The sequence below is a fragment of the Variovorax restrictus genome (genome assembly GCF_051216715.1).
GTDB lineage: Bacteria > Pseudomonadota > Gammaproteobacteria > Burkholderiales > Burkholderiaceae_C > Variovorax.
The window spans coordinates 2,313,476-2,334,478 of sequence record NZ_JBPJZH010000001.1 but is presented as its reverse complement, the minus strand read 5'-3'; the positions used below and the strand labels follow the sequence as shown (position 1 = coordinate 2,334,478).

The 21,003-nt window shown below is 67.8% G+C and carries 18 protein-coding genes and 1 pseudogene; 15 read left to right on the top strand and 4 right to left on the bottom strand.

Annotation, left to right across the window (positions count from 1 at the left end; all coding sequences use genetic code 11):
• The first annotated feature begins 30 nt into the window (after positions 1–30).
• The 3 genes from gcvH (at position 31) to ACSFA0_RS10990 (ending at position 4,282) form a co-directional block, all read left to right on the top strand.
• On the top strand, positions 31–402 hold the full coding sequence (gcvH, locus tag ACSFA0_RS11000) for a glycine cleavage system protein GcvH (protein ID WP_435450218.1): 372 nt from the start codon (positions 31–33) through the stop codon (positions 400–402).
• Positions 403–549: 147 nt separating this feature from the next.
• Positions 550–3,450 (top strand): aminomethyl-transferring glycine dehydrogenase, encoded by a 2,901-nt coding sequence (gene gcvP, locus ACSFA0_RS10995; RefSeq protein WP_435450217.1) that lies wholly within the window; start codon positions 550–552, stop codon positions 3,448–3,450.
• Positions 3,451–3,496: 46 nt separating this feature from the next.
• On the top strand, positions 3,497–4,282 hold the full coding sequence (locus ACSFA0_RS10990; RefSeq protein WP_435450216.1) for an SDR family oxidoreductase: 786 nt from the start codon (positions 3,497–3,499) through the stop codon (positions 4,280–4,282).
• 26 nt (positions 4,283–4,308) lie between these two features.
• Here the strand turns inward: ACSFA0_RS10990 and ACSFA0_RS10985 are convergent, their stop codons facing one another.
• From ACSFA0_RS10985 to ACSFA0_RS10970, 4 genes and pseudogenes are all read right to left on the bottom strand, one after another.
• Positions 4,309–6,327 (bottom strand): putative bifunctional diguanylate cyclase/phosphodiesterase, encoded by a 2,019-nt coding sequence (locus ACSFA0_RS10985; RefSeq protein ID WP_435450215.1) that lies wholly within the window; start codon positions 6,325–6,327, stop codon positions 4,309–4,311.
• A gap of 106 nt (positions 6,328–6,433) precedes the next feature.
• A complete protein-coding gene (locus ACSFA0_RS10980) occupies positions 6,434–7,201 on the bottom strand; it encodes an exodeoxyribonuclease III (RefSeq protein WP_435450214.1) in 768 nt (255 codons plus the stop codon).
• A 3-nt stretch (positions 7,202–7,204) separates the two neighbouring features.
• Positions 7,205–8,088 (bottom strand): annotated as a pseudogene (locus ACSFA0_RS10975) (DUF3014 domain-containing protein).
• A 126-nt stretch (positions 8,089–8,214) separates the two neighbouring features.
• The gene (locus tag ACSFA0_RS10970) at positions 8,215–8,673 is read right to left on the bottom strand and encodes an Lrp/AsnC family transcriptional regulator (protein WP_435450213.1); all 459 of its coding nucleotides are present in this window, start codon (positions 8,671–8,673) and stop codon (positions 8,215–8,217) included.
• Positions 8,674–8,815: 142 nt separating this feature from the next.
• On the opposite strand from ACSFA0_RS10970, the gene metC reads away from it, so the two are divergent.
• From metC to ACSFA0_RS10910, 12 genes are all read left to right on the top strand, one after another.
• A complete protein-coding gene (gene metC, locus ACSFA0_RS10965) occupies positions 8,816–9,988 on the top strand; it encodes a cystathionine beta-lyase (RefSeq protein WP_435450212.1) in 1,173 nt (390 codons plus the stop codon).
• Positions 9,989–10,396: 408 nt separating this feature from the next.
• A complete protein-coding gene (locus ACSFA0_RS10960; protein WP_435450211.1) occupies positions 10,397–11,398 on the top strand; it encodes a Bug family tripartite tricarboxylate transporter substrate binding protein in 1,002 nt (333 codons plus the stop codon).
• A 19-nt stretch (positions 11,399–11,417) separates the two neighbouring features.
• Positions 11,418–12,857, top strand: a complete 1,440-nt coding sequence (locus tag ACSFA0_RS10955; RefSeq protein WP_435450210.1) for an NAD(P)-binding domain-containing protein — start codon at positions 11,418–11,420, stop codon at positions 12,855–12,857.
• A gap of 43 nt (positions 12,858–12,900) precedes the next feature.
• Positions 12,901–13,416, top strand: a complete 516-nt coding sequence (locus ACSFA0_RS10950; protein WP_435450209.1) for a CMD domain-containing protein — start codon at positions 12,901–12,903, stop codon at positions 13,414–13,416.
• Complete coding sequence (locus ACSFA0_RS10945; protein ID WP_435450208.1) at positions 13,413–14,009, top strand: peroxidase-related enzyme; 597 nt, start codon at positions 13,413–13,415, stop codon at positions 14,007–14,009. Before ACSFA0_RS10950 ends, ACSFA0_RS10945 begins: the two co-directional genes overlap by 4 nt.
• Positions 14,010–14,041: 32 nt before the next feature.
• Entirely contained in the window at positions 14,042–15,169 is a 1,128-nt protein-coding gene (locus ACSFA0_RS10940; protein ID WP_435450207.1) for an ABC transporter substrate-binding protein, read from the top strand.
• A 13-nt stretch (positions 15,170–15,182) separates the two neighbouring features.
• Positions 15,183–16,097, top strand: coding sequence for a branched-chain amino acid ABC transporter permease (locus tag ACSFA0_RS10935; protein ID WP_435450206.1), 915 nt, complete (start codon positions 15,183–15,185; stop codon positions 16,095–16,097).
• A gap of 4 nt (positions 16,098–16,101) precedes the next feature.
• Positions 16,102–17,091 carry a branched-chain amino acid ABC transporter permease gene (locus tag ACSFA0_RS10930; RefSeq protein ID WP_435450205.1) on the top strand — a complete coding sequence of 330 codons (990 nt, stop codon included), beginning with the start codon at positions 16,102–16,104 and terminating at the stop codon, positions 17,089–17,091.
• A 17-nt stretch (positions 17,092–17,108) separates the two neighbouring features.
• On the top strand, positions 17,109–17,906 hold the full coding sequence (locus tag ACSFA0_RS10925; protein WP_435450204.1) for an ABC transporter ATP-binding protein: 798 nt from the start codon (positions 17,109–17,111) through the stop codon (positions 17,904–17,906).
• Entirely contained in the window at positions 17,903–18,631 is a 729-nt protein-coding gene (locus ACSFA0_RS10920; RefSeq protein ID WP_435450203.1) for an ABC transporter ATP-binding protein, read from the top strand. The genes ACSFA0_RS10925 and ACSFA0_RS10920 overlap by 4 nt, the downstream gene beginning before the upstream one ends.
• 169 nt (positions 18,632–18,800) lie before the next feature.
• The gene (locus tag ACSFA0_RS10915) at positions 18,801–19,775 is read left to right on the top strand and encodes a ferritin-like domain-containing protein (protein WP_435450202.1); all 975 of its coding nucleotides are present in this window, start codon (positions 18,801–18,803) and stop codon (positions 19,773–19,775) included.
• A 41-nt stretch (positions 19,776–19,816) separates the two neighbouring features.
• The gene (locus ACSFA0_RS10910; protein WP_435450201.1) at positions 19,817–20,989 is read left to right on the top strand and encodes a TPM domain-containing protein; all 1,173 of its coding nucleotides are present in this window, start codon (positions 19,817–19,819) and stop codon (positions 20,987–20,989) included.
• Positions 20,990–21,003: the final 14 nt, after the last annotated feature.

The window sequence follows — 21,003 nt, the reverse complement described above, 5'->3', positions numbered from 1 at the left end:
TTTCTTTTTCACCCCTTATCAGGAGCCCCCATGAGCACCAAATTCACCAAGGACCACGAATGGGTCCAGGCCACCGGCAGCGACGCGATCGTCGGCATCACCGTGCATGCGCAGGACGCGCTGGGCGACGTCGTGTTCGTCGACCTGCCGGACGTCGGCAAGACCTTCGCGCAAGGTGAAGTCGCTGGCGTCGTCGAATCGGTCAAGGCCGCGGCCGATGTCTTCATGCCCGTCTCGGGCGAGATCACCGAAGTCAACGAAGCGCTGCGCGCCGACCCCTCGCTCGCCAACAGCGACCCGCTCGCGGCCGGCTGGTTCTTCAAGGTCAAGCTGAGCGAGCCCGCCCAGCTCGACGCCCTGCTCGAAGCCGCCGACTACGACAAGTTCGCTGCTGAAAATTGACTCGCCCCCAGGCTGCGCGCACTTCGTGTCGCTTCGCCCACCCCCTACCGGGGGCAACACCAGCGGCCCGGCGAAGCCGGTTCCGCGGTGTTCCACCTTCAGACCTGCCAGCTCATCCCGTGTTTGCCTGAACTGCTTCGACACCCCATGCCATCCAACGCCTTCCCCACCCTGCGCGAACTCGAGAACGCCGACGAGTTCATCGCCCGTCACATCGGCATCGAGCCGGCCGACGAGGCGCGCATGCTGCCGGTCATCGGCTCGGCCACGCGCGAGGAACTGATCGACGGCATCGTGCCGCCGGCCATCCGCCGCACCCGGCCGATGCAGTTGCCCGCACCGGTGAGCGAGGCCGACGCACTGGCCGAACTGAAGACGATGGCGGCGAAGAACAAGGTGGCGCGCAACTTCATCGGCCAGGGCTACTACGGCACCCACACGCCCGGCGTGATCCTGCGCAACATCCTGGAGAACCCGGCCTGGTACACGGCCTACACGCCCTACCAGGCCGAGATCTCGCAGGGCCGCATGGAGGCGCTGGTCAACTTCCAGACCATGGTCTGCGACCTGACCGGCATGGCGATCGCCAACGCGTCGATGCTCGACGAAGCGACAGCCGCGGCCGAGGCCATGACGCTGGCCAAGCGCAGCGTGAAGTCCAAGAGCAACATCTTCCTGGTGGCCGGCGACTGCCACCCGCAAACCGTCGAGGTCCTGCGCACCCGCGCCGCGCCGCTGGGCATCGAGATCAAGGTGAGCACCGCGTCGGAAACGCTGCCGCACCTCATGACCAGCGGCGACTTCTTCGGTGTGCTGGCGCAATACCCCGGCACCACCGGCCAGGTGCATGACCTGCGGCCGCTGGCCGGCCATGCGCATGCCTGCGACGCCGCGCTGTGCGTGGCGGCCGACCTGCTGGCGCTCACGCTGCTGGCGCCCCCCGGCGAGTGGGACGCCGACATCGTCTGCGGCACCACGCAGCGGTTCGGCATGCCGATGTGCAACGGCGGCCCGCACGCGGCCTACCTGGCCTGCCGCGACGCGTACAAGCGCTCGCTGCCGGGTCGGCTGGTCGGCGTGAGCGTCGACGTGCACGGTGCGACGGCCTACCGGCTCGCGCTGCAGACGCGCGAACAGCACATCCGCCGCGAGAAGGCCACGTCGAACATCTGCACGGCGCAGGTGCTGCCGGCCGTCGTCGCCAGCATGTACGCCGTGTACCACGGCCCCGCAGGCCTCACGCGGATTGCGCAGCGCGTGGCCGCGCTCACCGGCATCCTGGCCGCGGGCCTGGAGCAGATGGGCCGCGAGCTGGTCAACACCACGGCTTTCGATTCGTTGACGGTGAAGAGCGGCGACGACACCGCCGCCATCCTCGAACACGCCAAGGCCGCCAGCGTGAACCTGCGCCACCGGCTGCAGCAGCACCTGGGCATCTCGCTCGACGAGACCACCACGCGTGCGGACATCGAAACGCTGTGGGCGCTGTTCGTGCCGGCCGGCACGCCGATGCCGCGTTTCGAGGAACTGGCCGACACCGCGCCGGTTCGCATTCCGGAAGACCTGCGCCGCAGCTCCGCGTTCCTCACGCACCCGGTGTTCAACACGCACAAGAGCGAGACGGCGATGCTGCGCTACATCCGCAGCCTCTCCGACAAGGACCTGGCGCTCGATCGCAGCATGATCCCGCTGGGCAGCTGCACCATGAAGCTCAACGCGACCAGCGAGATGATCCCGATCACCTGGCCCGAGTTCGCCAACATCCACCCCTTCGCACCGGCCGAGCAGCTGCAGGGCTATGCCGAGCTCGACGAACAACTGCGCGCCTGGCTGTGCGAGGCCACCGGCTACGCCGGCATCAGCCTGCAGCCCAACGCCGGCTCGCAGGGCGAATATGCCGGGCTGCTGGCGATCAAGGCCTTCCACGTGGCCAAGGGCGAAGGTCAGCGCAACATCTGCCTGATTCCGTCTTCGGCGCACGGGACCAACCCGGCCAGCGCGCAGATGGCGGGCATGCAGGTGGTCGTGACCGCCTGCGACGCGCAGGGCAACGTCGACCTCGACGACCTCAAGCGCGCGTGCGAGAAGCACAGCGCGAACCTGGCCGCGGTGATGATCACCTACCCCAGCACGCACGGTGTGTTCGAGACGCGCGTGAAGGAACTGTGCGAGCTGGTGCATGCGCACGGCGGCCGCGTGTACGTCGACGGCGCCAACATGAACGCCCTGGTCGGCGTGGCCGCGCCGGGCGAGTTCGGCGGCGACGTGAGCCACCTGAACCTGCACAAGACCTTCTGCATTCCGCACGGTGGTGGCGGCCCGGGCGTCGGCCCCGTTTGCGTGGTGGAAGACCTCGTGCCCTTCCTGCCGGGCCATGCGACCGCCGGTGTCGGTGGGCACGATGTCGGGGCCGTCTCTGCGGCGCCGCTCGGCAACGCCGCGGTGCTGCCGATCAGCTGGATGTACTGCCGCATGATGGGCGCGGCCGGCCTGCAGGCTGCCACCGAGACGGCCATCCTCTCGGCCAACTACATCAGCGCGCGGCTGAAGGACCACTACCCCACGCTGTACGCGAGCCCGAACGGCCATGTCGCGCACGAGTGCATCCTCGACCTGCGTCCCATCAAGGACGCCTGCGGCATCACCGCCGAAGACGTGGCCAAGCGCCTGATCGACTACGGCTTCCACGCCCCGACGCTGAGCTTCCCGGTGCCCGGCACGCTGATGGTGGAGCCGACCGAGAGCGAGCCGCTGGCCGAGCTCGACCGCTTCATCGACGCGATGATCGCGATCCGCGGCGAGATCCGCCGCGTGGAAGAAGGGGTGTGGCCGAAAGAGGACAACCCGCTCAAGCACGCGCCGCACACGGCCGCCAGCCTGATGACCACCGAGTGGACGCACCCGTACTCGCGCGAGCTCGGCGCCTACCCGCTGGCGGCCCTCAAGCAGGCCAAATACTGGTCGCCGATCGGCCGGGTCGACAACGTCTACGGCGACCGCAACCTGTTCTGCAGCTGCGTGCCGGTCGGCGAGTACACGACGGGCTGATCACGGCGGCACAATCGATGTTTCCCCATCCGAAGGAGAGACATCGATGAACGAAACGAAGCAGCCGCTCGAGGGTCAGATCGCCTGGGTCACCGGCGGCGGCAGCGGCATCGGCCTGGCCGGTGCGATCGACCTGGCGAAGGCGGGATGCCAGGTCGTGATCTCCGGTCGCGAGGCGGCCAAGCTCGACGCGGCGATCGCCGAAGCCGAGGCCAAGGGCGCACCGCAGGGCCGCATCACGGCAATGGCGCTCGATGTGGGCGACCGCCCTGCCGTCGATGCCGTGGCTGCCGCCATCGAGGCGCGGCACGGCGGCGTCGACATCCTGGTCAACAGCGCCGGTGTCAATTTCCCGAAGCGCTTCTGGAGCGAGACCGACGGCGACACCTTTGCCAAGGTGATCAACATCAACCTCAACGGCGCGACCTTCTGCACGCTGGCGGTGCTCAAGGGCATGCAGGCGCGGCGGCGCGGCACCGTCATCAACATCGCGTCCTTCGCCGGCTGGCACCAGAGCTACCTCACCGGCCCGGCCTACGTGGCGAGCAAGGCGGGCCTGACGGCGATGACGCACAACTTCAACATCGAGCAATGCGTGCACGGCCTGCGCGCCACGGCCGTGTGCCCGGGCGAAGTGGCCACGCCGATCCTGAAGAAGCGCCCGGTGGAGCCGAGCGCCGAAGACAAGGCGCTCATGCTGCAGGAAGAGGACATGGGCCGCACCATCCGCTTCATCGCCGAGATGCCGCCGCACGTGTGCATCAATGAGCTGGTGATCGCGCCAGTCCACAACCGCATCTACATCGGCGGCAGCGAGCTGCAGCGCCGCTAAAGTCGAGCAGGCGACGCTGCGCGTCGTCAGGTCGTTCGAGCGGCCGCCCAGGCCATGACCTCGGGCAGCGGTGCGGGCCGCGCGAACAGGTAGCCCTGCACCAGCTGGCAGTCCAGCAAGCTCAGCACTTCGAGCTCCGCCTCGGTTTCGACGCCCTCGGCCACGACGAGGATGTCGAGCGAGTGGCCCAGTTGCAGGATCGAATTGACCAACACCGCGTTGCCGGGCGAGGCCTCCAGGCCGTCGATGAAGCTTCGGTCGATCTTCACCTGGCGCACATAGTCGCTGCGCAGCGAGGCCAGCGACGAGTAGCCGACGCCGAAGTCGTCGACGGCGATCGCCACCCCCGCGGCCGACAGCGCGCTCAGGCGACCGCGCGTGGCCTGGGTGTCGAGGGCAATCTCTTCAGTGATTTCGATCTGGAGGCGGCCGGTGGCGATGCCACGGGCGGCCAGCGTCCCCAGCACGATCTCGTCGACCGCCAACTGCGCCATCTCGCGCGGCGACACGTTCATGGCGACCGGGAGCCCGGCCAGCGGCGAGCCGGGCGCATCCAGCTGCTGCATGGCGCGGCAGATCTCGTCGAGGATGTAGCACAGCAGGTTCTCGGCAATGCCCGTGGTGGCTGCGGCGAACACCACATGCTCGGGCGAAATGCGGCCATGCCGGGGATGCGTCCAGCGGATCAACGCTTCCAGGCTGTGGATGCGCCCGTTCCGGGTGTCCATGATCGGCTGGTACCAGAGTTCGATGCTGCGCGACTGGATCGCCCCCAGCAGGTCGCGCTCCACGTCGCGGCGGGTGGCGAGCTGCACGTTGAGCGCCTCGTCGACGATCCGGTAGCGGTTGCGGCCGGCTCGCTTGGCTTCGTAGAGTGCCTCGTCGACGACGCTGATCATGTCGGTGAACTGCAGCGCATCCGCTGCCTGGAACTTCAGCACCCCGATGCTCACGCCCAGATGGCCGCCGTAATGCGAGGTGGCGAAGGGGATGGAGCGGATCAGCGCCTCGGCCAGCCTCTCCGGCGTCTTCATGCCGGCCTTCATGCTGAACAGCAGCGCGAACTCGTCGCCACCCCAGCGGCCTGCCACGGCCTCCAGGCCATGCAGTTCGTTCGTGAGCCAGCGCGCGACGTCCTCCAGGACCTGGTCGCCGACCTTGTGGCCGAAGACGTCGTTGACGGTCTTGAAGCCGTCGAGGTCCAGCAGCATCAGGCAATGCGCCTCCTGCGGGTGCGCGGCCAGGCGGGTTGCCACCGCCTGGGTAAAGCCCTCGCGGTTGCACAGCCCGGTCAGGAAGTCGTGCGACGCGCGATGCGCGAGCGCCTGCGTGGACGTCTGCAGCGACTGGTGCGCCTGGTGCAGACGTGCCGCCAGTTCGGTGGCCTCGTTCTTGAGCCGGCTGCCGGCGCGGAAAGCCTTCTCACTCACCAGCGAGCCGCGCGTGAGACCGATCAGATACAGCAGCACCATCGCGGCCAGGCTCACGTTCTCGAAACCGCCGGCGATCATCAGCGACACCATCACCGACAGCAATGTCGGCACGATGAAGCTCACCGGCGCCAGTGCGTAGGCGCTGCTGTACGTCACGGCCCCAGCGCAGGCGCCGCAGACCACGGTCAGGTAAAACACCGTCTGCGCCGAGGTGTAGCCGTCGCACAGCAAGGCCACCAGCGCCCATACGCAACCCGAAGCGCCAGCGGCGATGGCCGTCCACCGCAACTGCCACTCGACCCAGCGGGCGTCCACCAGGCTGGTGTCTCCACCTAGCGCCGCCGCGGCTGAGGAGCGCTCGAGCAAGCGACGGCTCGTGACGATGCGCACCACGCTGAGCGACAAGGTCAACAGCAGCCAGACCAGCCCCATGACCGGCCGCCCCGACTTGATCGCCACCAGCGTCGCGGTCAAGCTCAGCACGATGCTGATGGGCATGCCCGCCAGCACGCTGCGCCGCACCGATACGAGCTGGTCGACGCGCACCATGCGCGCCAAGACGGCAGGGTCTGCCGAGGCGATGGGCGTCGAGGAGGGCGCGCTGTGGTTCATGAACGGACAGACCGGCGCCAGCGCAGGCGGCGGTCGAGGCAGGAAGACCGCCGGAGTGTACAGAGCGATTACTACAGCGTCCGCCAGCCTCCGTTCGCCCGTCGTTTCAGAGCACGACCCAGGTCGGCGCGTGGTCGCTCGCGCCGGCCCGCCCGCGGACCTCCCGGTCGACGCCGGCGTCGCGCAGTCGCGGTGCCAGGTCGGCACTCAGCAGCAGATGATCGATGCGCAGGCCCGCGTTGCGGGGCCAGCGGTTGCGCCAGTAGTCCCAGTAGGTGTAGATACGCTCGTCGGGGTGGCGGGCGCGCAGCGCGTCGGTCCAGCCCTGCTTCATCAGGCGCGCGAAGGCCTCGCGACTGGCCGGCTGCAGCAAGGCGTCGTCGCGCCACGATGCCGGGTTGTAGATGTCGACATCGGTCGGCACGACGTTGTAGTCGCCGGCCAGCACCACCGGCAGGCCGCAGCCGAAGAGCCGCTTCGCATGCGCATTGAAGTGCTCGAACCACGCCAGCTTGTAGTCGAACTTCGGGCCGGGCTGCGGGTTGCCATTGGGCAGGTAGAGGCAGCCGATCACGATGCCGTCAACCACCGCCTCGAGGTAGCGGCTCTGCGGGTCGCCCTCGAAGCCCGGCAGGCCGCGCCCGGTCTCGATCGGCTCGCGGCCACGGGCGAGGATGGCCACGCCGTTCCACGAACGCTGCCCATGCCACACCACGCCATAGCCGGCCGCGCGGATCGCCTCGGCCGGGAAATTGGCATCGGGCGACTTCAGTTCCTGCAGGCAGGCCACATCGGGTTTCGACTCGGCCAGCCACTCCAGCAGCCGGGGCAGGCGACCATTGACGCCGTTGACGTTGAAGGTCGCGATCTTCATCGCTCAGCGCTTGGCCACAGCACCGGTCGCCACCTGCGCGCGGAACGCACGCAGCTTGGCCTTGAGCCGGCGCTCGTTCGCCAGGCCCACGCGCACCATCAGCTTCTGGCCGCTGGACATCGATTCGAGCGCCGGGTCGACGTACTCGTAGCGCGTCCACGGCCGCTCGGCCGTGAATTCGCCGCGCACCTCGGTCAGCTGCACCTGCACCGGCCCGGTGGGCTCGGGCGCGTCGAGCAGATGGTGATGACGGCCACCAGCCGGTCGTTGAAATAGCGACCCGGGTAGCCGAGCTCTTCGTAGGCCTGCTGGAACAGCGGGTAGAAGCGCGCGTAGAGCGATGCGGCGCGCTCCGCATCGACCGCCTCAACCATCTGCGTGAAGGCGGCATAGCGCGCGCCATTGGCCTGACCGATGGTCGTGCGCTCCGCGGTGCCCTCGACGGTGAAGCGCTCGGGTGCAGGCACCATTGGCCACATGCGCGACGGCGCCTGTGCGCGTGGCAGGTTGTCGACCGTGGCGACCACACGTCGCACGAAGCCGTCGATATTGAGCAACGCGGTCACGCGCTGGGCGCCCAGCAGATCGGTCAGCGCCTTCTTCGCCTGGGCGTCCGAATCGCCCAGCGCAGGCAGCACCGCATCGGGTTCGGCCAGCGCATCGAGCGGGTTCAACGGGCCTGTGGCCGCGACCGGCGGTGCTGGCGGCAGCCCGTCGGGCACGGCCGGCGCAGTGGCGACGGGCGGCGGCACCGGCGCGACACCCTCGCGCTGCGACCAGTACCACCAGCCGGCCGCAGCAGCGATGGCGACGATCACCCCGCCCACGACGGCCCTCATGGGCGACCGGCGGGCAGCGGGCCGGAAATCGGGTTCACGCTCGGACATGGATGACACTTCCTTTCGAGCGCCGAAGCGGCGCGGCCCCCCATTGGAAACCATGCCCCAGGTCGCGCCGTAACCTCATGTGAATGCCCTGGCTGCGCCGCACTGCCGCGCTGCCGCGCTGCGCCTTCAGGCGTAGTCGAGCGGCAGCGCGGTCGTGTACTTGATCTGCTCCATGGCGAAACTCGAGCTCACGTCCGACAGTTCGACCTCGCGAATCATTCGCTTGTAGACCGCGTCGTAGGCCTTGATGTCGGGCACCACGACCCGCAGCAGGTAGTCGGTGTCGCCGCTCATCCGATAGAACTCCACGATCTGCGGGATGCCCGCGACCACGGCGCTGAAGCGCTTGAACCACTTCTCGTTGTGCTGGCTGGTGCGGATGGCGACGAACACCGTCACGCCCACGTTGAGCTTGTCGGGGTCGAGCAGGGCCACGCGCTGGCGGATGTAGCCCTCGCGCTCGAGCCGCTGGATGCGGCGCCAGCAAGGCGTGGCCGACAGGCTCACCTGTTCGCTGATCTCCTGCAGCGAGGCGCTCGCGTTGACTTGCAGCAATTCGAGGATCGCCTTGTCGATCTTGTCCATCGAGAAATCCAATCCAATATGAGTGTGACGTTGAGAAGAATTTTGCGCGAAGCCGACGCGATGAGGCAAATTTCAGCAAAAGAAACCACACCCTCCTTTCTAGACTGGAGCACCGCCACAGCATTCACCGAAAGACCGGCCGTTGACTTCCTTCGATTCAGAAACCGTCCTGGTCCGCACCGGGCGCGATCCCTCCAGCCATGGCGGCATGGTCAACACACCCGTGTTTCGCGGCTCCACCATCCTGTCGAATTCGCTCACCGAGTGGGAGTCGCGCAAGCTCCCGGGCAACCCCTATGCGTCGTACGGCCGCTTCGGTACGCCCACCACCCGCGCCCTCGAAACCGCGCTGGCCGAGCTCGAAGGCGGCTACCGCTCCATCGTGTTTCCGTCGGGTCTGGCCGCCTGCACCCACAGCCTGCTCGCCTTGCTCAAGCCGGGCGACCACGCGCTGATCAGCGACAGCGTCTACGGCCCGACGCGCAGCTTCGCCACGACGGTGCTCACGCGCTTCGGCATCGACGTCGAATTCTTCGACCCGCTCGCGGGCGGCGAGATCCGTCGGCAGATCCGCCCTTCCACGCGTGTGGTGTTCGTGGAGTCGCCCGGCTCCACCACCTTCGAGGTGCAGGACATCCCCGCCATCGCCGAGGAAGCGCACAAGGTCGATGCCTTCGTGGTCATGGACAACACCTGGGCCACGCCGCTGTTCTTCAAGCCCTTCGAGCACGGCGTGGACATCTCGGTACAGGCCGCGACGAAGTACATCGTCGGCCATTCCGACGCGCTGCTCGGCGCGGCCACGGCCAACGAACGCGCCTGGCCCCTGCTGCAGCAGACCGCCCACGACTTCGGCCAGACGGCAGGGCCGGACGACCTCTACCTCGCGCTGCGGGGCCTGCGCAGCCTGTCGGTGCGTTTGCATCGCCACTGGGAGAACGGCGTGCTGCTGGCCGAGAGCATGGCGCGCCATCCGATGGTCGCGCAGGTGCTGCATCCGGCACTGCCGGGCGATGCCGGTCACGCGCTGTGGCGCCGCGACTTCCGGGGCGCGAGCGGGCTCTTCGGCGTCGCGCTGAAGCCGGTCGGCCGTGAGGCGCTCGGCGTGTTCTTCGACAGCCTCGAACTCTTCGGCATCGGCCTGTCGTGGGGCGGCTACGAGAGCCTGGCGCTGCCGGTCGATGCACCCACGCGCGCCGTCCGGCCGTGGACACTCGAAGGCCCGCTGCTGCGCATCCACGCCGGGCTGGAGTCCTGCAACGATCTGATACGCGACATGCAGTCGGCGCTCGACCGCATGCAACGCCACCTCTGACCGCGTTGGCGCCGAGCGCGCCTGCCTGCTGCATTCACCGGCCCGCCTCGTGCGGGCCGTTTGCATGGGCAACCGCCCGCCGGCGGCGCGTGGGGGTGCATCGAATCGTGCATGCCGCCGGCATGAGGCGCACCCTTTTCAGGCGCGGCCTGTTCGCGCCATGATGTCGGTCGCGATGCGACGGCATGACAGGACCTGGAAGGCATGGGGAAATTTTTGTCGCCACGGCCTCCAGCAGGGAAAACGCTGTTCGCGCACAATCCCCGCCCCGGCTTCTGTTGGAAATATTTTTCTCGTTATATCGATATGGCGAAAACTTATATCTAACGATTGCCGAACTTCTGTCGATAAATTACTACTTGGCATGGACATTGCCTTGACAAGCCATCCCCTTCCAACGAGGACCGCATGACCCCACCCCTCCGCTCCAGCCGCACCATCGCCCTGCTCTCGGCGGCGCTGTCCCTCTTCATCCATGCGGCGCCCGCCACCGCGGAAGAGTGGCCGACCAAGCCCGTGACGATGATCATGGGCTTCCCCGCCGGTTCCGGCGTCGATGTGGTGGCCCGCGCCATCCAGGAACCGTTGTCCAAGCAGTTGGGCCAGCCGGTCGTCATCGACTACAAGTCCGGTGCGGCCGGCAACATCGCGAGCGAATACGTGGCGCGTGCCAAGGCCGACGGCTACACGCTGGCCTTCGGCACCGCGGCCACGCACGGGAGCAACGCGGCGCTCTACAAGAAGCTGCCCTTCGACGTGGAGGAGGACTTCGTCGCGGTGGCGCCGGTGCTCGACGTGTCGAACGTGCTCACCATCAACCCCGAGGTAATGAACGTGACGACGCTCAAGGAGTTCGTCGACCTGGTGAAGGCCAACCCGGGCAAGTACAACTACGCCTCCACCGGCAACGGCGCGGGCACGCACATGGCCTTCGCGGAATTCAATTCGCGCCTGGGCCTGCAGATGACGCACGTGCCCTACAAGGGCGGCCCCGAAGCCATCAGCTCGGTGGTCAAGGGCGAGACCTGCTGCATCATGAACCAGGTGCAGACGGTGCTGCCGCAGTACAAGGCCGGCAAGGTCCGCCTGCTGGGCATCACCACCGCTGCGCCGGTGGCGGCCGTGAAGGAAGTGCCGACCATCGCCTCGAGCGGCCTGCCGGGCACGAAGGGCTTCGACAGCTCGATCTGGTTCGCGGTGTTCGCGCCCAAAGGCACCGACCCGAAGATCGTCGACAAGCTCAACGGCGCCATCAGGACGGTGCTCGAAGACAAGGAACTGCGCGCCAAATTCGAGGCGCAGGGCAACACCGTGCGCATCGAGTCGCCGGCCCAGTTCAAGAAGACGGTGCACGACAACCGCGTGAAGTGGGCCGAGGTCGCCAAGGCCGCGAACATCAGCATCGATTGACCGGAGCCGCACGCCTTCCATGACAACGACACCCTCCTCCACTGCCCCCGGGCTGGCCGCGCTCGAGCAACGCCTGGCCAAGGACCTCGAATGCCTGGGCTGGCCGGCCCGCGACTGGATGCCACTGCAGGCCGCTGAAGACGGCGTGCCGGTGCTCGACGTCGCCATCATCGGTGCCGGGCAGGCCGGGCTGGCGGCCGCGGCCGCGCTGGCGCAGCAGGGCATCCACGCCGTGGTGTTCGACCGCGCGCCGCGCGACTTCGAAGGCCCCTGGGCCACCACCGCACGCATGGAAACGCTGCGCTCGCCCAAGGAGCTCACCGGCCCCGCGCTGGGCCTGGCCGCGCTCACCTTTCGCGCCTGGTTCGAGGCACAGTTCGGCGCCGACGCCTGGACGCAGCTCGACAAGATCCCGCGCCTGCAGTGGATGGACTACCTGCGCTGGTACCGCCGCGTGATGGCGGTCGATGTGCGCAACGACACCACCATCACCGCCGTCGTACCGCGCGCCGACGGCAAGGTGCTGCTGGCGTTGCAGACGCCGGCCGGCGACTCGCGCGTGCTGGCGCGCCGCGTGGTGCTCGCCACGGGCCGCGACGGCCTGGGCGGCCCGGCCGTGCCCGCCTTCGTGCAGGCACTCGATCGCACGCAGTGGGCGCATTCGTCGGACGTGATGGACTACGCGCAACTCGAAGGCCTGCGCGTCGGGGTGATCGGCGCCGGCTCGTCCGCCATGGACAGCGCCGCGACCGCGCTCGAGGTCGGCGCGAAGAGCGTGGACCTGCTGATCCGCCGTGACGACCTGCCGCGCATCAACAAGTCCAAGGGCGCCGGCGTGCCGGGCCTGACGCAGGGCCACTTCGACCTGCCCGACGACCTCAAGTGGCGGCTGCGGCACTACATCAACGTGGCCAACGTGCCGCCGCCGCACGGCAGCACGCTGCGCGTGTCGCGCCACCCCAATGCGCGCTTCAACTTCGGCTGCCCGGTGCTGTCGGTGGACCGCGACGGCAAGGCCATGCGCGTGCGCACGCCCAAGGGTGAGTTCGCCTTCGATTTCCTCATCGTCTCGACCGGCTTCAAGATCGACTGGAGCCTGCGCAGCGAGTACACCGCCATCGCGCCCCATGTGCGCGCCTGGAAGGACCGCTTCACGCCTCTGCCCGGCGCCGACGACACCGAACTCGCCGACTCGCCCGACCTCGGCCCCGTCTTCGAGCTGCAGGAAAAGACCGCAGGCGCCTGCCCCGGCCTCGACCGCATCCACTGCTTCTGCTACCCGGCCACGCTCTCGCACGGCGCGGTGTCGGGCGACATCCCGGCCATCAGCGACGGCGCACGCCGCTTGGCCAACGGCATCGCCAGCCTGTTCTACCGCGAAGACTTCGAGCACCACTTCGCTCGGCTCGAAGCCTATGACGACCCGGAACTGCTGGGCAACGAGTGGACGCCGGCCTGAGCACACGCACCTCCTTGACGAACCCTTGATCTCCGAGAACCACATGACAAGTCCCTCCCCCATCGACGTGATCGACCACGCCGTCCCCCTTTCAGCGTCGCAGGCGACGCACGCCGTGCGCCACCAGCGCGCGAAAGTCGTGGCCGCCACGCAAGGCAGCTACGAAGGCCTCTTCACGCCCGAGATCGAAGGCATCTCGGTGGTCGAACGCATGCTGACAGCCTTCCACGCCTCCCGCCTGTCGAAGGCCGACAGCCTGGCCGCGCACTACCGTGAACGCCTGGTCGCCGAGCAGGCCGATGCCGCGCTGATCGCAGCGGTGGAAGCCGGCCGCATCGCGACCATCGACGATGCGCGCATCGTCGCCATGCTCGACTTCACCACCAAGCTGATCGAACGCCCGATCGAGGGTGACCGCGACGCGGTGCAGACGCTGGTGAAGGCCGGCATCGCCACGCCGGCCATCGTGGCGGTGGCGCAGCTCATCGCCTTCCTGTCCTACCAGGTGCGCGTCGTCGCGGGCCTGAAGGCCATGGCCGCTGCGGAGGTGACGCAATGAGCGGCGTGATCAACATCAACGGCTTCACCAACGCGGTGCTCGACTGGGAATCCTGGCTCGACACCGTCAAGCTCGAAGACGCCACGCCCGAGCAGATCGCCGCGCTCGACGAGATGAGCCCGACCGCCAAGCAGTCGGCCTACTTCCTGTTGCTGGCGCACCAGCCCGAGATCCTGCTGCAGCGTTCCATCGCCTTCAACGCGATCATGTTCGCGCCCGGCGGCATGCCGCGCGCCGAGCGCGAGCTCGGTGCCACGGTCGAGTCGCGCATCAACGGCTGCGTGTACTGCACGTCGGTGCATGCGCAGCGCTTCGAGCAGTTGGCCAAGCGCCGCGACGTGATCGAGCAGGTCTTCGAGGACCCGGCCACCGCCGGCACGACCGAGCGCGAGAAGGCCATCGTGCAGTTCTCGGCCGAACTCACGCTGCGGCCCGATGCGCTGTCAGCCGAGCATGTGCAGGCGCTCAAGGCCGTCGGCCTGACCGATATCGAGGTGCTCGACCTGGTCCATTCGGTCGCGCTCTTCGCCTGGGCCAACCGCCTGATGCTGAACCTGGGCGAGCCGATCTTCCCTGCGCCAGTCACCGCCTGACCTCCCTTTTCTCTTTCTCACCGGAAGCTCTCATGAACGCCCTCTTTCGCACCGCCTTGCCCACCCTGTTGGCCGCTGCACTCGGCCTCACTGCCTCGGCCGCCCTGGCGCAGAACAAGATCGTGATCGGCTACCAGCTGCCTTTGTCCGGCGACAACTCGCAGTACGGCACGCTGTTCAAGAACTCGGCCACCCTCGCGCTGGAAGACTTCAACAAGTCCGGCAAGCTCAAGGGCAGCACGGTCGAGATCCGTTATGAGGACAGCAAGAGCGACGCCAAGGAAGGCGTGAACATCGCCAAGAAGTTCTCCGACGACGCCGCCATCGTCGGCGTGCTGGGCGACTTCAACTCCACGGTTTCGATGGCCGCGGGCCAGGTGTACGCGCAGCAGAAGGTGCCGCAGTTGTCGCAGACCGCGTCGCACCCCGACTTCCTGAAGATCAGCGACTGGCAGTTTCGCAACATCACGACGATGGAGATCGAATCGCCCTTCATCGCCAAGTGGCTGGCCGAGAACGGCCTGAAGAAGTACGCCGTGGTCGCCATCCAGAACGACTGGGGCCTGAGCGCCGTCAAAGCCTTCACCGAGGCCGCCAAGACCTCCGGCGCGCAGATCACCAGCACCGAATTCTTCAACCCCGGGAACCGCGACTTCCGCTCGATCATCACCAAGCAGAGTCGCGACAAGCCCGAGGCGATCGTGATGTTCATGTTCTATGAAGAAGGCGCTTCCTTCCTGCAGCAGCGCACGCAGCTGGGCGTGAAGACGCCCATCTACGGCGCTTCGTCGATGTACGCGCCCAAGCTCATCGAGCTGGCCGGCCCGAGCGCCAACGGCGTGAAGTTCCCGACCACCTTCGTGGCGAGCAATCCGGCCCCGAAGGTCAAGGCCTTCGTCGACGATTACAAGAAGCACTACAGCGCCGAACCCAGCATGTTCGCCGCGCAGGCCTTCGACGCCACCAACATCATGCTCGACGCCATCGTCGCGGCCGGCCCCAACCCGACGCGCCAGAAAGTGCGCGACGCGCTCGCCGCCACCAAGGGTTTCCCGGGCGTGACCGGCGACACCACCTTCGACCCGAAGACGCGCGAGCCGTCGAAGGGTCTCACGCGCATGGAAGTGAGCGCGGGCGCCTTCACCGTCGTCGCCAAGTAAGGCGCGGGCCCTCATGTTCGATGCCTTCCTGGTCCAGCAGCTCGCCAACGGCCTGAGCCTCGGCCTGGTCTACGCGCTGATGGCGATCGGCTTCACGCTGATCTTCGGTGTGCTCAACGTCGTGAACTTCGCGCACGGCGAGATCTACATGCTGGGCGCCTACGCCGGCCTGCTGTTCATCACCAGCACGGCGCCGCCGCTGTTCGCGGTGCTGCTGTTCGTGCTGGCGGTCGGCGCAGCGCTGGGCTTCAGCCTCGAACGCATCGCCTTCCGGCCCTTCCGCCGCTTCCGCGACGAGGCCTCGCTCAAGTCGAAGGCCATCCGCGAGGCCACGCTGCTGTCGTCGCTCGCGCTGTCGATCGTCATCCGCGAGCTGGTCGAGAAGTTCTTCGGCGCCAGCATGCAGACCATTCCGCAGGAGTACCTGCTGATGACCCCGATCGAGATCGGGCCCATCTCCTTCTCGAGCGGCCAGTTCGTGATCTTCGGCCTCTCGATCGTGATGCTCGCGGGCTTGTACTTCCTGCTGTTCCGCACGCGCATCGGCCTGTCGATCCGCGCGGTGGCGAACAACCCGATGGGCGCGATGTACGTCGGCCTGAACACCGAGCGCACCATCGTCGCGACCTTCGTCATCGGCTCGATGATGGGCGCGGTGGCGGGCCTGGTCGTGGGGCTCTACCAGGGCTCGATCTTTCCGTCGATGGGCTTCACGCCGGGCGTGAAGGCCTTCGTCGCGATGGTGATGGGCGGGCTCAGCTCGATCGGCGGCGCGGTGGTGTGCGCGCTGATCCTCGGCATGGCCGAGGCGCTGACCACCACCTTCGTCGCGCAGGGCTGGGGCGACATGGTCGCGTACCTGTTTCTCCTGATCACGCTCGTCTTCTTCCCGACCGGCCTGTTCGGCGGCGGACGCGAACGCGCCTGATGACATGAAATCACCCAAGACCCTCACCTTTGCGCTGCTCGCGGTGCTGCTGCTGGTGGTGCCGGCCCTCGGCCTCGCGGCCGGGGGCGGCTACGTCTTCCGCATCGCGACCACCATCTGCGTGTTCGCGATCCTCACGCTCAGCGCCAACCTCATCACCGGCACCACCGGGCTGCTGTCGCTGGGCCATGCGGCCTTCTACGGCATCGGCGCCTATGCAGCGGCACTGCTCGGCACCGCGCTGCACTGGCCGGTGTGGCTGACGATTCCGGTGGCCGGCATCGTCACGGCCTGCGCCGGTGTCCTGCTGGCGCTGCCGACGATGCGGCTGGTCGGTATCTACTTCGCGGTCGCCACCCTGGGCGTAGGCGAGATCATCCACGTCACGCTGCTCAACTGGGTCGGCTTCACGCGCGGGCCGATGGGCATCACGGGCATCCCGGCGCTCAGCCTGCCGGGCCTGCCGGCCAACAGCGACATGGCGGCCTACCTGGTCACCGCCCTGTGCCTGGCGGCCACCGTGGCCGTGGTGCACCGGCTGTCGCATTCGTACTTCGGCAATGCGCTGCGCGCCGTGCGCGAAGACGACCAGTGCGCCGAGGCGATGGGCCTGAACGTGGTGCGGCTCAAGGTCCAGGTGTTCGGCTTCTCCTGCTTCTTCGCGGGCGTGGCGGGTGCGCTGTGGGCCCACAGCACCGGCTACGTGTCGCCGGCGGACTTCCGCTTCTCGGAGTCGATCCTGATCCTCTCGATGATCGTGGTCGGCGGGCTGGGCAGCCTGCCGGGTGCCATCATCGGCGCGGCCCTGCTGATCGGCCTGCCGGAGCTGATGCGCCCCATCGGCGACTTCCGCATGATCGTGGTCGGCTTGGTGATGTTCCTGTCGATCATGTTCCGGCCCAAGGGCCTGTTCGGCGAGGTGTCGGCCATCGAGCTGGTGCGCAAGCGCTTCGGCGCGGCCTGGCGACCGTCCGGCACGTTGGGCTGGCGCTGAGCCGGGGACGACACGCCATGACCCATCTCCTCGACATCGACAAGGTCTCGCGCCACTACGGCGGCCTCACGGCCGTCGGCGAGTTCAGCGGACACATCGCCCAGGGCGAACGCGTCGGCCTGATCGGCCCCAACGGCGCGGGCAAGACCACGCTGTTCGACCTGATCACCAGCTACACCCGGCTGTCTTCAGGCGACGTGCGCTTCAAGGGCCAGTCCATCTCCGCGCTCAAGCCGCACGAGGTCGCACGCCTGGGCATCGCGCGCACCTTCCAGAACCTGCGCATCCTGCCGAACGTGACGGTGTTCGACAACGTGTCGATCGGCGCGCTGGGCCACGTGGGCCACAGCCCGTGGAACAGCCTGTTCGGGCGGCGCGACATCTCGCGCCGGATCAGCGACCTCACGATGCAGGCGCTGGAACGCACCGGGCTCGAATCGCTGGCCGGCGAGCTGGCCGCCAACCTGTCCTACGGCAAGCGCAAGTACCTCGAGATCGCCCGCGCCCTGGCGCTGCAGCCGACGCTGCTGATCCTCGACGAGCCCGCGGCCGGCCTCAACGACACCGAGACCGCCGAGCTCTCGCGCTTCGTGCGGGCGCTGTCCGACGAAGGCATGACCATCCTGCTGGTCGAGCACGACATGGGCTTCGTCATGAACCTGTGCGAACGGGTGATGGTGATGGCCTCGGGCCAGAAGATCGCCGACGGCACCCCCGCCGCCGTCTCGCAGGACCCGAAGGTGCTCGACGCCTACCTCGGCACCGACCTGGAGGACGACGCGCCCGTCGCCCTCGCCCTGGGAGAAACCGCATGAACGAGCCGCTGCTGCGCGTGAGCCACCTCGGCGTCCGCATCGGGCAACAGACCATCCTGCACGACGTGTCGATCGACGTGCCGCAGAGCGGCATCGTCAGCGTGCTCGGCAGCAACGGCGTGGGCAAGACCACGCTGATGCGCGCGCTCTCGGGCGTGTACAAGACCACGTCGGGCCAGGTCACGTTCGAAGGCCGCGACATCACCAACCGGCCGCCGCACGAGATCGTCGCGGGTGGGCTGGCCCAGGCGCCCGAAGGCCGGCAGATCTTCTCGGCGATGACTGTGCTGGAGAACCTCAAGCTCGGTGCCGGCAAGCGCCCGGCCAGCGAGTTCGCGCACGACCTCGACCGCATGCTCACGCGCTTCCCGCGGCTGAAGGAACGCATCGGGCAGAAGGCCGGCTCGATGTCCGGGGGTGAGCAGCAGATGCTGTGCATCGCCCGCGCACTGATGAGCCGGCCGCGGCTGCTGTTGATGGACGAGCCCTCGATGGGCCTCGCGCCGATCGTCGTGCGCCAGGTGTTCGAGCTGGTGCGCGACATCCGTGCCGAAGGCACCGCCGTGCTGCTGGTCGAGCAGAACGCGCGCGCCGCGCTGCGCGTGGCCGACACCGCCTACGTGATGGACAGCGGGCGCATCGTGCTCGAGGGCGACGCGGCCAGCATGGCGAAAGACCCGCGGGTGAGCGCGGCCTACCTGGGCGGGCACGCGTCGAGCGCCTGAGCACGGTCGACGCGGGCCTGACGCACCGCTTCGGCCTCGGGTCGTTCGCTGACGACACGAAGGCCACCCAACCCACGCCGACACCGCGGCCCGCGCTCGAACACTGTTTGCATCGATGCCTCTCGTGGAGGCGTCTCATTCAGCCCCACAGGGCGACAAGGAGCAAACGATGGCAACAGACAACGGCGAACTCGGCACCGGCACCCCCAATCGCGATCCCATCACCGGCGAGCCCGGCTCGCACCCGGTCGGCACCGGTGTCGGCGCGACCGGCGGCGCACTGGCCGGCGCTGCCGCGGGCAGCCTCGCAGGCCCGGCCGGCGCAGTGGCGGGCATGCTGGTCGGCGCTGTCGTCGGCGGCATGGGCGGCAAGGCCGTCGCGGAGGGCGTGAACCCCACGCAGGAAGATGCGTACTGGCGCGAGAGCCACACGCGTGAGCCCTACTACGAGGCAGGCCGTTCCTACGACGACTACCGGCCAGCCTACGAGATCGGCTGGGACGGGCGGTCGCAGGGCGCAGATTTCGAAGCGGCCGAGCAACGATTCGCGAGCGAATGGGACGAGCGGCGTGGAACCTCAGCGCTGACCTGGGAACAAGCCCGCCCCGCGACCCGCGCCGCTTGGGAGCGTGCAGACGACACCTACTACGGCAAGCAAGCGAACGGCGAGGACATCGTGAGCCAGGAGTCACTCTCGGATGATGACGTGGTCGATGTGCTGAACGACTTGCTCGAGAACGCCCGCGACGGCGAATACGGCTTTCGCACTTGCGCCGAACAGGTCGAGACCGCCAGCGCCAAGGCGCTGTTTGCGGCGCGCGCCAAAGGATGCCAGGACGCTGCCACCGAACTGACCCGCCTGATCACCGAGTACCGTGGCGAGCCGGCGTCCGGCGGCACCATGGCCGGCGCCATGCACCGTGGCTGGGTACAGGTGAAGGGGGCCGTCGGCGCGGACAGCGAGCTGTCGATCCTCGAGTCGTGCGAGCGCGGCGAGGACGCGGCGATCGCGCGCTATCGCAAGGCACTGAAGCAGTCGCTTCCGGCCGACGTTCGGGCCGTCGTGCAACGCCAAGCTGCAGGGGCGCAGAAAAACCACGACCAGATTCGTGATCTGCGCAATGCGGCACGGGCGCGGGACTGATTCTCGAGGGTCAGTGCACATCGCGCCGATAGCATCGGCGCATGAATCTTCATCGAGATCGGCGGGTATCGTCCTTCGGCTTCCGGATCCTGGCCGGTGTCCTGTGGCTATGGCTCTGCCTCGGCGCAGCAGGGGCCGCGCCCGTCGAGCCGGCCAGCTCGCCGGTTGCCGTGCCCCCACGGAACTCTCTGGTGACCGACGCCGCAGGCGTGCTGACGTCTGCCCAACAAGCAGCGCTGCGCAAGAAGCTCGACGAAACCCAGACCCTTTATGGCGCGCAGGTAGCGGTCCTCATCGTGCCCACCACCGGCGCTGAAGAGATCGAAGCCTATGCGGCGCGCGTGTTTGCGCGCTGGCAGTTGGGTAGCGCGCAGGACGACGACGGCATTCTCATTCTGGTGGCGCTGCAAGACCGACGCATGTGCATCGAGGTCGGGCAGGGCCTCGAAGGCCGTGTGCCGGACCTCGCAGCGAGCCGCATCATCGATACGCAAATGAAGCCGCACTTTGAACAAGCGGACTACCACGGCGGGATCACCGCGGCCGTCGGAGCACTGATCGAGCGGCTGCACGGCGACGGGGGCATCGACGAGCGCTTCAGTCGTGACGGAGCCGCTGTCGAAGCCACAGCGATTCCGCCGGCCGACGATGTCCCGGGCGGATCGGGGCTCACGGCCGCCGGCCAGGTCTTCATAGCGGTCGTCGCCGCCATGCTGTGCTACGGCAGCTTCCGCTGGCGCGCGATGCGCTTCGTCACCGCGGGCCTCATGGCGGTCGGCCTGGGAATCTGGATCGTGGCGAGGCTTGTCGGCGGCGACATGGGCACGTCCACCCTGATGGTGGTCGGTGGTTCCCTTGCGGCGCTCTTTGCCACATTGATCGTCGGCGTCATCGGCTTCGGCATGCGCGCGGGCTACCGACGAAGCGGGGTCGGCTTCATGGTTCAGTGGCTGATCGTGCTCGGCATCACTGGTTTCGTGGCCTATGAGAGTGAGGACTGGATCCTCGTCGCCGTCGCCGCCACGCTGTCGATGCTTTTCATTTTCGCGGGTTCGTTGGGCAATGGCACAGGGGGCAGTCGCGACAACGACAACGACAACGACAACGATGATGATTCGTCGAGCAGCAGTTCATCGTCCGACAGGTCGTCGTCCAGCAGTTCGTCCGGTGGCGGCGGTTCCAGCAGCGGGGGTGGGGCGTCCGGCAGTTGGTAGGCGCCTCGCCAGCG